Here is a 12,871-nt window from a genome sequence, read left to right as displayed (position 1 = left end):
AAAAAAGCCCAAGTTGAACTTGGGCTTTTTAATGTGTTTCTTATTTTAATGTGTTTCTTATTTTTCTGTACTGACCTGAGTCATACGTGGAATTTTTGGTAAGTCTTGTAAAGCTGGGTCAAGCTCGTCTTCTTCGGCGTGAACTAAATAATCTACCCGTGTCCGAAGTTGTTTGAACTCAGGTGTACTCATTAAGTCGAGTGAGCGTGGACGCGGTAAATTAACTTCAATAATTTCCTTAATTTCACCTGGGTTGGCTTTAAGTGCCACAATTCGGTCTGCCAGTAAAATAGCTTCATCCATGTCATGGGTCACAAAAATAATGGTGATATCAATGTTTTGCCATAAATCCATCAAGTGCTTTTGCATTTTTTGACGGGTGTGTGGGTCGAGCGCACCAAAAGGTTCATCCATGAGTAAAATTTTAGGTTGATTAACCAAAGCTCTAGCAATCGCAACCCGCTGTTTCATACCACCAGAAAGTTGATGTGGATACTGATTTTCATATTTTTCTAAACCAATAATATTGATCCATTCGCGTGCTTGAGCTTCGGCTGTCATTTGACTAGCGCCGCGCATTTGCGGACCAAACATCACATTTTCTTTTACAGTTTTCCACGGAAAAAGGGTATAGCCCTGAAACACCATGCCGCGTTCAGGGCATGGACCCGTAATGCATTCGCCGTCTACTAAAACTTCTCCACTATGGTATGGGTCTAAACCTGCAATAACACGGCTCAGTGTCGATTTGCCGCAGCCAGAAGGACCAATCACACAAATAAATTCTCTTTTATGAATTTTTAAATCGAGCTTATTTAAAACAGTGCGTTCGCTGTGACCATGTTTAAAGACTTGGCTCAGTTGTTTGGCTTCTAAAATAACAGGGCGTTCATAAATTTTTTGAAAGTATTCATGCGCGTTAAATGTTGAATCTTTCATTATTTTGCTCCTACTTTCCAAGTGAACATCCGCTCACCTAACTTCATTAATAGCCAGTCACAGACCAGACCAATCACTCCAATAATCAAAATAGCTGCATAGACATTGTCAAAGTTTTGATAGCGAGCCTGTTGGGTAATAAACCATGTAATACCCGAGGTCGTACCGATCAACTCGGAAACAATTAAATAGGTCCATGCCCAGCCCAATAGCACACGTAAGTCGCGGTAAATATCAGGTAAGGCCGCAGGAATCACCACATGAAATAAACTTTTGAGCTTATTGGTGCCAAGCGTATAACCAGCTTCAATTAAGCTTCGATCTACCATTCGGGTGGTATTGGCAATAATAAGAATTTGCTGAAAAAGTGTACCAATCACAATAATGGCAATTTTAGGTGCATCATTAATTCCTAAAATTGCCACTGCAAGTGCACCAAACGCAGGTGCGGGTAAGTAACGGAAAAACTCAACAAACGGTTCCGTCAATAGGGATATACGCTTAGAAAAACCACACAAAATACCCAGTGGAATTCCAATCAATGAAGAGATAAAAAAAGCTGAAAAAACCAGTTTGATACTGTGCCATAAACTTTGATGAAACCACGGCGAATCAGGTTGTTCAGGTGGCGTAGTAAATGCAGTCACCAAAGCCTTAGCGACTTCATGGGGAGCGGGTAAATAAATTGGATTGACTAAAATACCTTGTGGTGGTGCAGAATCTCGATTGACTGCATTTTGTGCTTCGAGATAGAACACATTTTTATCAACGCGACTTCCTACTTGTAGGTAAGGAACACTTCCCGAACTCGTGATTTGTACTTGAGGATGCCAAACAAAAGGTAAGTAACTGATTGCGCACCAAAGACATATTGGAATAACGAAAGAACAAATACTGAGAATCAGCTTGTTCTTTCGCGTAAATTCCTTTGCAACATAACCCATATCGAGAGCTCCCCATTTTGATCAGTATTACGATTTTCATAAAACGTAATATTGTTAAGCAAAATAGGTGCCATCTTTAAAATGCTTTAGATGAGTTAAGAAGATGAGGGAACTAAAGTTTCATGTAAGTAAACCCAATAACATTTTTCGCCTTCTACTTTAATGCAGGCTGTGGATCTACGTACTGTCTCGGTTTCATCGGTTTGCTGATGTTCCTGATATTGTACCCAACAATAATTCTCAAATTCGTATAAAGCTATACTCTTAATAATGGTGATTTTTAAAGAGGGTTTCTTTCCAATATTTTGACTAAATAAGTTTTTAACTTCGGCTAAACCAATACTCTGACCTTGAACCGTAACCATCTTAAAATTTTGATCAAAGCTATCTAAAAGCGGGCTCAGACTTTGCTCTGCATTTTTTCCTGTAAATACATTTTCTATTAAAACATGTAGGTCAATCACGCTTTGAATGGCTTGATCCATTTGGTTAGACATGTGCTTTCTCCTTTAAAATGGGAATGAGTGAAAGTAAGCAGAGGACTGCTGCAACAAGAAATGTATGTTGATAACGAATGAGATCAGTTGAGCCAGACATCAAGTTATATATCGAAATCAGAACAACAGTACCGACACTAAATGAAACTTGTCGATTAATATTCCAGAGCACACTTCCTTGTAATAAATCTTGGCCTGAAAAATCAATCAATGAGCTAATTTGGGCAATATTGGCACTTAGACCGCCACCCATACCCATTAATAAATAAGCAATCACTAAAAAGCTTAAAGGGCTTGTGTTTGAAATACAAAATAAAAGAAATATGCCAAAGCTATGTAGGGTTATTCCAATAATAAGAAGAGACTTTTTACCTAACCGTTGATAGAGCAGACCGCCACTAATCATGGCTGCGAGTGCCCCGGTTGCATAGAGCAACATGAATAAACCAGTTTGTTTTGCATTAAAGCCAAAGTTAAGCTGTAAATTAAAAATATTGAGTAAATTAACGCCAGTAAAAATACCCGGAACGGCGTAATAGACAATAAATGCATTACGTAAATTTTTATTTTTTAATAACTCAAGATTAAGAACAGGATGGGAAATTTTTTTCGCATGTCGAATGTAAAAAATAAGCATTCCAATTGAAATTAGAAAACTCGTTATAGCGAATGAGGCGTTATGGTAATCACTATAAAATGAAAAGGAGAGTAACAAACATAACAGGCTCATATTAAAAATAACCAAGCCTTTTATGTCTGGTTTTTCACTCGACATATTCTCTGTTTTTTTAACCCATAACCATGCCAGAGCTGCCGCCAGTAAAGAAAAAGGAAGGTTAGATAAAAATACCCATCTCCAATTCAATGAATCAATAATTACGCCACCAATAGCAGGTGAAAAAGCTGGTGCAATCAGAGCAATTGCCATAATTAATGTAGAAATGCGTTGGCGTTCTTGGTTCGGGAAGAATGTATACACGAGAGCTTGTCCGACTGGAATTAATAAACCTCCAGCTACACCTTGAATAAATCGCCAAAAAATTAAGCTATAAATCGATTCGCTAAAGCCAATAAAGCAGATGCTTATCGAGAATAACAGCATCGAATAACACAATAATTTTTGGTTACCAAGTTTGGTGGCTAACCATAAACTCATTGGCATAATTAAAATGAGGCCGAGAATATAAGCATTTGTTACCCAAGCGACCATGGATTGGCTAACTGAAAATGACGATGCAATATTGGGTAATGCAATTGCAGACATAAAAATGTTGATGCAATCAATAAAGAACCCAAGTAAAAACACTGTTGCTATTTTATATCGATAAGACATACCTACCTCCGTGCAGGCAGGGTAAGATCCAGCTCTTTTATTGTCGATGCAAGCGAAGTAAAATCATTGTTTGATAATTTTAAACAATTGGCTTAATTGTGCAAAAAAACCTCAAGCAAATTACCAGTTTTCTACAAGTCGTTGATTCCGGTTCTTTTACCAAGGCTGCTGAAATTTTAGGCTTAAGCCGATCAATGGTGAGTATTGATATAAAACAATTAGAAAAGCAGCTCAATACAAGCCTGTTAATTCGCAATACCCGTAATATTGCATTAACTGAAATTGGTCAGCATTTTTATGAAGATTTTAAACAAATCCAACTTCAGATTGATGAGGCATTCGAACGAAGCCAACACTTAGGTACAAGCATTACAGGCACTTTACGGTTTTCATCTACTAATGAATTTGGCCAACGTTTCATTTTGCCTTTACTTCCTGAGTTTTGTCGGCTTTACCCAGATTTACGTTTACAGTATTCGTTTAATTCATCTTTCGATGATTTAGTGACTGAAAAATTAGATCTAGTTATTCGGCTAGGAAATTTAAAAAACTCATCTCTAAAAACTCGAAAAATCGGAGAATATCCAATTTATCTTGTGGCTACTCCGCAGTTTATAAAAGACCATCCTATAGAAAATATATCTGATTTAGCGAATGTTCCTTGGATTGGCCACACTTTATTAAATTGGCAAGATTCACAATATATTTTGCAAAACAGTTTAGGGGAGCAATATTCATTACCTTTTATTCGAAGTCAGTATGAATCAAATTCGGTGACTGCAATTCATCAAATGACTCTTTCATCTTTAGGTGTGGCTATTTGTCCTGCATGGTTAGTTGATGAAGATATTCAACAAAATCGCCTAATTCGGTTATTTCCTGACTTTTCATTACCGCTACAAAGTATTCAATTACTTTATCCTCATACCTCTAATTTACCGGCCAAAACGAGAGCACTTGTAGATTATTTAATAGCCAATCTTTCTTTCAGTTAAACTAAAAAATATCTAAGTCATGGAAGATAAGCTAATTTATATAAATAGACAATTCTGTCTGTTTTTTATAAAATATCGATGATTATGACTCAGTTTTATAATAACGATGTCCCATAAAATATTTCAAATTTTAGATAGTTTAGGTTTGGTCGCACAGAATCGTGTACTTCATGTGCAATTTTCCAACCCATCATTAAACAATCAAGTCTTCTTACAGCGCATTGAGGGCGAACATACCCTCAACCAAGGTAGCGTTGCTGAATTACTGTGTCTATCGACAAATGCGCATATTGCATTAAAACAATTTATTGGCTGTCAGGTTGCTGTTGATCAGGTCACTGACACAGGCCAGTTTTTTAGAACAACAGGCATTATTACCGAAGCAAGCCAAGGGCAAAGCGACGGCTCACTCACCATTTATAATTTAACTTTAAAAGACCCAACTGCACTCTGGCATAAACGCCGTAATAGCCGCGTGTTTATGAATAAAAGCGTGCGCGATATTAGCGAAATTCTGTTTAAAGAATGGCAGGGGAAAAGCCCGTTATTTGCCTCAAGTCTAACGCTCGACACATCTGGCTTAACGAAAGAATACGATGTGCGCCCATTTGTGATGCAGTCAAATGAAAGCGATTATGACTTTTTAACCCGTCTATGGCGCAGCGAGGGTATTAACTGGCTAGTCGATGAATCGCAACTTTTGATCGCTGACCCGAATGCTTCCATTCAGCCACAAGTGCTACGTTTAATTGATGATAACCAAAATTATAAAGCTCTTGAACGCCGTAACTTACGCTACCAGCGCAGCAGTGCTACAGAGCAGTTCGACACCATTACCCAAGTCAAAGCTGAGCGTCGCTTACAACCAACCTCGGTTCATGTGCAACGCTGGCAAGCCGATGCCCTACAACAAGAAGAAGGCAGCGGTAGCGTACAAGGCACGCAAAAGCACAGCGAACACTATGACAATGCGAGCCTAAACCTTGAAGATGCGTGGCATGTCAGCCCCGCTTGGATGCAAGACTTAAACGGTGAAGATCAAGCCACCGCTTCAGGCAATAGCCAAATTGAACAGCTTAACAAGCATATGAATGCTTACCATCACCTGAGTTCGAAACAGTTTACGGTTTCAGGTAACGTCCGTGATGCGCAGGTCGGTTACTGGTTTGAGCTCAATGACCATCCGGAACTCGACCAACATGACAGTGCTGATAAAGAGTTCTTAATCTTAAGCAAGCACTACTATAACCAAAATAATTTACCGAAAGAATTACAACAGCAACTTGAGCGTCTGTTGCCAAAAGACAAGCTCAAAGCAGCTCAACTCGACAGCCAAAACCCAGAGCAGCGCCACTTTGCTGAGCTGAATGTCGTTCGACGCAACATTAAAGCTGTCCCTGAATATAGCCCGCTAGAACACCGTCCAGCTGCCCACCCGCAGCGTGCTAAAGTCGTAGGACTGGAAGGTGAAAGCATTCATGTCGACCAGTGGGGACGTATTAAAGTCCGTTTCTTGTTTACCCGAACTGACGACCATAGTCATGACGGTGGAGCAGGAAGTAACGACAATGACACCGACTCGGCTTGGGTCGATGTGCTGACTCCATGGGCAGGTGCAGGTTATGGTGCACGCTTCTTGCCTCGTGTGGGTGAGATTGTTGTGATCGACTTCTTTGACGGCAACATTGACCGTCCATTTGTGGTGGGGCGCATTCACGAAGCTGAACGCCACCCAACCCAGTTCGATCAGAAAGGCCAATTACCTGATACTAAAAAACTCAGTGGTATCCGCTCAGAAGAAGTCGACGGTAAGGGCTTTAACCAGCTACGCTTTGATGACACCACAGGGCAAATCAGTGCCCAGCTACAAAGTAGTCATGCAGCAAGCCAGCTCAACTTAGGTAACTTAAGCCATCCAAAAGATAAGGCGGAAAGTGATGGTCGAGGTGAAGGTTTTGAACTCAGAACTGACCAGTGGGGAGCGGTAAGAGCGGGTAGTGGCTTACTCGTTAGCACTCATAAACAGGACCAAGCTCAAGGCGTACACCTTGATGCAAATGAGGCCAAACAACAAATAGAAGGCGGCCTTAGCAATGCCAAGTCACTTAGCGAAGTTGCTAAAAATCAGCAAACTGATCCATTGGAAGTGCTCGAGAACTTAAAAACGTTCATAGAGCAAATTGAAGAAAAAGATCAAGACAAAGCTGCCGCTTTTAAGCAAGCCTTGATGATATTAACTGCACCTAACAGCATTGCCATAGCCAGTAATGAAGACATTCACCTCAGCGCAGATGCTCAGTTAAGTCAAACTGCTGGTGATAGCATTAACCTGACCACTCAAAAGAACCTGATTGCACACGCCCAAAATAAAATCAGCCTTTTTGCAGCGCAAGAAGGGGCAAGACTCTATGCCGGCAAAGGCAAAGTCGAAATACAAGCACAAGGCGATGGAGCAGATTTAATTGCCCGTAAAGCTGTGCAGATTATTTCAACAGAAGACAAAATTGAAATTAGTGCTTCTAAAGAAATCGTTATCACGGCGAGTGGATCTCAAATCAAGATTAATGGCTCGGGAATTTTCCCTGTCACTGGTGGTAAGTTTGAGGTGAAAGCCGGACAGCATTTGTTTATGGGGGGAGGGAGTGCGAATTTTAGTTCTTCACTACCGCCTCCGCCAAAACGTAGCCCAGGAAATTTAGAGCTCATCCATGATTATGCGCATGGTGAGTTTGTTAAAGGTGGAAGTTATACGGTTGTTGACAACTTAGGAAAAGAAGTCACTGGCAAGTTGGATGATAAGGGATTTGCAAGAGTTTCTGGCTTAGCAACAGGTGCAGTAAAAGTCTTCTTTGAACCAGATCACCGTGATCCTTGGGATGCAGCAAGTGACTTTAAACGTCCAGTTGAGTGGCCGAATAAGAATGATGCGGATACTGAACAATCAGATTCATTAATTGCACAAATGAGTAAAACAGCCCAGTCCAAGCTTGGTGAATTATCTAAACAATTAACCAATCCTGTGAATATTATGAAAAATATTCAAACTGCACAAAGTATAAAATCTGAAGGGGCAAAGGCTTTAATGCCAATGTTAAAAACAGAGGCGCAGGGATTAGTAACTGATCAAGTGAAAAGCTTTTTACCCATTTCAGAAGTAGGCCAAAAAATAGGGAACAACATTGATCTTGTATCAATTCAAAAAATAAATGACTTCAGCAAATTAAGTTCTGTTGATAGCGGTAGCTTGATAACTAATGCTCTTCCTCAATATTTGCAAAGCCCTTTTAAAAAGAATTCGTAGAGAAATAAAATGTCTGGAAAAACAGAAGTTGTTAAACCATTATCAGAAGTTGCTATTAAAGATGTTAGTCATTCAAAACAAAAAATAGATGATTGGTTAAAAAGTCATACTCATCAAATTGTGACATTAGACTTGCTAGCCAGTGTAATGGGAACAATTCCAATTATTGGAAATGTGATGGCTGCTATCGATGTAGTTTCCGACATTTGTTATATCTACGATAAAGGTTTTCAAAATGCCGATATTATGGATTGGACGACAATGGGTATTGACCTTATTGGGATTGTACCTATTCCGGGAACAACAGCAATCCGTACTTCTGCTCGCCCAGCCTTGTTTCTAGTTCGTCAAGAAGTTAAACGTGTAGGTAAAGCTGCTTTAGGTGAAGCAGTAATTGTAGTGATCTCTAATCATTTAAACGATCAGGTTGCAGGGGACATAGAAAAATTCTGCAAAACTGGGTTAAATAAACTAAATTCAATTTTAGCCACTTGTGGTGGAACCGTCCAAAGTGCCACGACACAAATTAATGGCGGAATTGTTCGAGTTGTAACAAAAGGCCAAGTATTTACAAATGCAGGCTCAAATACAAACCGCGCTCAACAGCAAGCTGCCGGTGTTATTAAGGGAATAAAAAGTGGTGACTTAACGCGAGCTGGAAAAAATTTAGTTTACATGACCGAAAACTGGGGGAAAGCTCTTATTAAAACAGGAGCAAACTCCAATGCTAAAGTTGTTACTTCTTTAGTTCCTGCACATCTAAAGCAGCCGATATTAAATGTAGGTGCAACGATTAATAAAATTGGTATCACTGCCAATACTAAAATTAAAGGCTTGGGAAATGCAGCGCAGCCGCAAACAATTGGGTGGCTATTTGATGTATTGAGAATGAGTGCCTCTAAATTTAGGAAAAAGAAACCAGCTCAAGTTAAGCCAACTCAAACCACACAAGTTAAACATGACAAGAAAAATAATAAATTAGAAAAGGCGAATACTGAACCCGACGCGACTCATAATGCGAATGCATGTAAAAACTGTAAAGGTGCTGCGACTAAACGATCAATTACTTTTGCCATGGGTACTGAGTTTTTAAATCATACCGATGCCCAAATTCATCCATTATTAATAGAGCAATTTTCGAGAACGTATGTATCAAACTTATATCAGTATGATCAATCGATTTTCGGAGCACGGTGGATTACACCTTTTACAACCAAGATTGCTCGTTGTTCTACTTACAACATAAATGAACCTAAAGAACCGATTGAGCAAGAGGGTTGGGAGTATATTGGCAGCGATGGCCGTCCTGTTCGCTTACCAGAGTTAAAAGTTGGGCAGAGTTACTATGATGAAGTAGAAACTTTTACTTATACAGTTGTCTCACCTGAAATTAGAGCTATTTCATATGGAGCTTCAGAAACTCGCTTCTATCAAAAATATAAAAATGAGTTTCGTTTAGTCTCCATAGAACGTCAACATGGATTTAGTATCGGACTACGTTATGACTATGAATTAGAAAATGGTGATAACTATTTATCCGACATTATATTTAAACAGCAACAGCAAACTTTAGCGCATGTAGCATTACAGATTAATGATATGCAGAAAGTTGTTGCAGCTTGGTTGGTTGAAGATGGTCAACTCATTAGACAACTATCAGCATATCAATATAACGAGCAAGGCGATTTAATTAAGGCAACCAATGAGTTTGCTGCTTCTTATGAATATCAATACCAAGCTCACTTATTGACTCGCTATACTGATCTTACTCAAAGAGGAATGAACTTAAAGTGGGATGGCGTTTTACCTAGCTCAAAAGCGATTGAAGAATGGGCTGATGACTATAGTTCCGCTACTAAATTAGATTGGGATGAAAACGTTCGCGTAACTTCTGTTATGGATATCGATGGGAATGTGACTGAATACTATTATGGTATTACGGGTTATACCTATCGAATTATTTATCCAGACAATCTGCAAGAATGGTTCTTTAGAGACCAAGCAAAAAATATAACATCACATATTGCCACGGATGGAACAGAAACCTCGTATACCTATGACGAACGCGGTAATGTCTTAAGTATGGTTCAGGCCGATGGTTCAACCTTCTATTATGAATATGACGAAAAAGATAATCTGACCGGTTTTGTTGACGCTGAACAGGGGCGTTGGTTTAAAGAATACGATGCTTCAGGAAATATAATTAAAGAAATTGATCCGCTGAAGCGTGAAACAGCCTATGCCTACAATGCAATGGGTTTGGTAACTTCCATTAAAGATGCTAAAGGCGGTAAGAAGACACTCAAATATGATGATCAAGGCAACTTGGTTACTTATACGGATTGTTCTGGTAAAGAAACGCACTGGCACTATGATGATCGCGGGCGCGTCAAATTTATTGAAAATGCCTTAAAGCAAAAAGTTGAATATTTCTATACGGAATTAACTGCTGAACCAAGACAGCCTCTAAAAAAAGGCTTACCGCTAAATGCTTTTGGACAGCTCGAAAAAATTAAACATGCTGATGGTGCTGAAGAACATTTTATTCATGACGAAGAAGGTCGCTTATTAGTTCATGTTGACTCTAAAGGACAGCTGACACGTTATGAATATGACGCAGCTGGTTTAATTACCAAGCGTACAGACCCATTAAATCAAACTTTAAAATATCAATGGGACCGCTTGAGTCGCTTAAAACGTTTAATTAATGAAAATGGCGCAAGTTATGAATTTATTTATGATGTTGCGGGTCGATTAGTAAAAGAAATTGATTTTGATGGCAAAGAAACTGCTTATACGTACGATGAATATAATGGTCGTTTAACTAGTAGCATTGAGGTCGCTTCTGCCTATGGTCAAGATTTCAAAGATCGCGCTGCTCCTAAAGACCGTATTCAGCAATTTATTTTTGACAGCATGGGACGTTTAGAACAACGTACAGCAGGATATGGCTACCAAGGACAAGAGCTTGAAGAAAAGCAAACAGAAGAATTTTCTTATGATGGCTTAGGTAATCTAGTTCAGGCTAAAAATGCCGAAACTAACTTGCAATGGTTTTATGATGCAGCAGGTAATTTAATTAAAGAACATCATCAAGACATTGTCACACAGAAAACTGCTGTGTGGAAACATGTCTATGATGAATTAAATAATCGAACCACAACCATTCGACCAGATGGACAGAAAATAGATTGGCTGACTTACGGGAGTGGGCATGTCTATGGCATGGCCTTAAATGGTGAAGATGTTGTTAGCTTTGAACGTGATGATTTACATAGAGAGACATTACGTCACTATGCAAATGGTCTTAGCCAACAACAACGTTATGATGAAGTCGGGCGCTTAACTCAGCAATTAATGTTGAGTGGGCATGACAAAAGCTATCAGGCTCAAACTAAAAATAATGCTATCCAGCATACCAACCAATTGATTGAACGCTTATATCATTACGATAAAACAGGTGAGTTAACGCTCATTAAAGATACACGTCGTGGAACTATTCACTATAAATATGATCCTGTTGGGCGTTTATTAGAGGCAACCAGTAAGCTTGGAAAAGAGACATTTAATTTTGACCCAGCAAGTAATATTTTAGATCGATATAACACTACCAAAGAACAATCCTCACAGCATATTGCCACTGAAAAAGGTCTTGGCTATAACCGTTTAGTAAATAACGTTGTGCAGGAATATCTTGACCAACAATATCAATATGATGCTTTTGGGCAACTGATTCGACAAAAGTCATTACAAGGTGATTTAAATCTTGAGTGGGATGTGTTGGGACGTCTTGTTCGTAGCCGAAATAATCAATATACGGCAGAGTATCGTTATGATGCCTTAGGTAGACGTATTCAAAAAAGAAGTAAACATCACCATACTGGGCAAGAGCAGAACATTATTTATGGTTGGGATGGTGATACTTTAGCTTATGAATCTAGCGCTGATATAACTAAACACTATTTCTACGAAAAAGATAGTTTTGTGCCTTTATTGCAGGCGGCGTATCATCACTCAATTGAACTACATCAAACCCAAGACTGGACAGAAAAAACATATAGTATTTATAAAGATCCATTGTGGAATACGGTAAAACAAAGCCAAGGTTTTGATGATGTATGGTTCTATCACTGCGACCATTTAGGCACACCGCAAGAAATGAGTAACCAGACAGGCGCCATTATCTGGAAAGCTCAATATAAAGCTTGGGGTGAATGTAAGCTAGAACAGACTAACTCAGATTTCTTTGAAAAGTCAGAAATTATTAGCAATAATATCCGTTTCCAAGGTCAATATTTTGATGAGGAAACAGGACTTCATTACAACCGTTATCGTTATTATTCGCCGTATGTAGGTCGGTTTATTAGTAAAGACCCGATTGGATTGCTGGGTGGCTCTAATATTTATGCTTATGCACCTAATCCAGTGGGTTGGGTTGATCAGCTTGGGCTAGCAAAAACACCAACTCGAACTCTGCAAAAAAATTGGAAAAATTATGTAGGTTGTAAACATACTAATTCAGATATTCATCATGGTTTTCCCGAAGAATATGCAGAAAGATTTAAAAATATAGCTGGTATCGATGTGAATAATCCACAATATTATTATAATCTTCCAAAAGAAAAGCATACTAAATCTCCTGGTATTCATACTAACAGTTCGCGTACTGGTCAGAATTGGAATAAAACTTGGGGAGGAATTTTAAACCAAGTTGAAGCTATGAATTTATCACAAGCTGAATCGAAGGAAATCTTGGAGCAACGCTTGAGAGCATTAGCAAGGAAAGAGCGTATTGGAAAGCACAATGCTACAGCTGTTAAGGGTGCAAACTTTTGTCAATTACAGTAAGTTAAAAGGTATAT

Annotated in this window: 7 protein-coding genes; 3 read left to right on the top strand and 4 right to left on the bottom strand. The window is 39.0% G+C overall.

Annotated elements, in window-relative coordinates; genetic code table 11:
* Positions 1-57 precede the first annotated feature (57 nt).
* The 4 genes from AC1PJP_RS18105 to AC1PJP_RS18090 all read right to left on the bottom strand — a co-directional run bounded on the left by AC1PJP_RS18105 (position 58) and on the right by AC1PJP_RS18090 (position 3,713).
* On the bottom strand, positions 58-939 hold the full coding sequence (locus tag AC1PJP_RS18105) for an ABC transporter ATP-binding protein (protein ID WP_479767979.1): 882 nt from the start codon (positions 937-939) through the stop codon (positions 58-60).
* Positions 939-1,883 (bottom strand): ABC transporter permease, encoded by a 945-nt coding sequence (locus AC1PJP_RS18100; RefSeq protein ID WP_100290881.1) that lies wholly within the window; start codon positions 1,881-1,883, stop codon positions 939-941. The genes AC1PJP_RS18105 and AC1PJP_RS18100 overlap by 1 nt, the downstream gene beginning before the upstream one ends.
* A 95-nt stretch (positions 1,884-1,978) precedes the next feature.
* On the bottom strand, positions 1,979-2,380 hold the full coding sequence (locus tag AC1PJP_RS18095; RefSeq protein WP_479767977.1) for a hypothetical protein: 402 nt from the start codon (positions 2,378-2,380) through the stop codon (positions 1,979-1,981).
* On the bottom strand, positions 2,373-3,713 hold the full coding sequence (locus AC1PJP_RS18090; protein WP_479767975.1) for an MFS transporter: 1,341 nt from the start codon (positions 3,711-3,713) through the stop codon (positions 2,373-2,375). Before AC1PJP_RS18090 ends, AC1PJP_RS18095 begins: the two co-directional genes overlap by 8 nt.
* Positions 3,714-3,811: 98 nt before the next feature.
* Here AC1PJP_RS18090 and AC1PJP_RS18085 point away from each other — a divergent pair, with 98 nt between their 5' ends.
* From AC1PJP_RS18085 to AC1PJP_RS18075, 3 genes are all read left to right on the top strand, one after another.
* On the top strand, positions 3,812-4,708 hold the full coding sequence (locus tag AC1PJP_RS18085) for a LysR family transcriptional regulator (protein WP_416707810.1): 897 nt from the start codon (positions 3,812-3,814) through the stop codon (positions 4,706-4,708).
* A gap of 106 nt (positions 4,709-4,814) precedes the next feature.
* Positions 4,815-8,009 carry a type VI secretion system Vgr family protein gene (locus tag AC1PJP_RS18080; RefSeq protein WP_479767973.1) on the top strand — a complete coding sequence of 1,065 codons (3,195 nt, stop codon included), beginning with the start codon at positions 4,815-4,817 and terminating at the stop codon, positions 8,007-8,009.
* A gap of 9 nt (positions 8,010-8,018) precedes the next feature.
* Positions 8,019-12,857 (top strand): RHS repeat-associated core domain-containing protein, encoded by a 4,839-nt coding sequence (locus AC1PJP_RS18075; protein WP_479767971.1) that lies wholly within the window; start codon positions 8,019-8,021, stop codon positions 12,855-12,857.
* Positions 12,858-12,871: the final 14 nt, after the last annotated feature.

It is taken from the genome of Acinetobacter sp. V116_7 (assembly GCF_056735735.1).
Note: the sequence above shows the minus strand (reverse complement) of the source record. Positions and strands in the feature narration are given on the sequence as shown.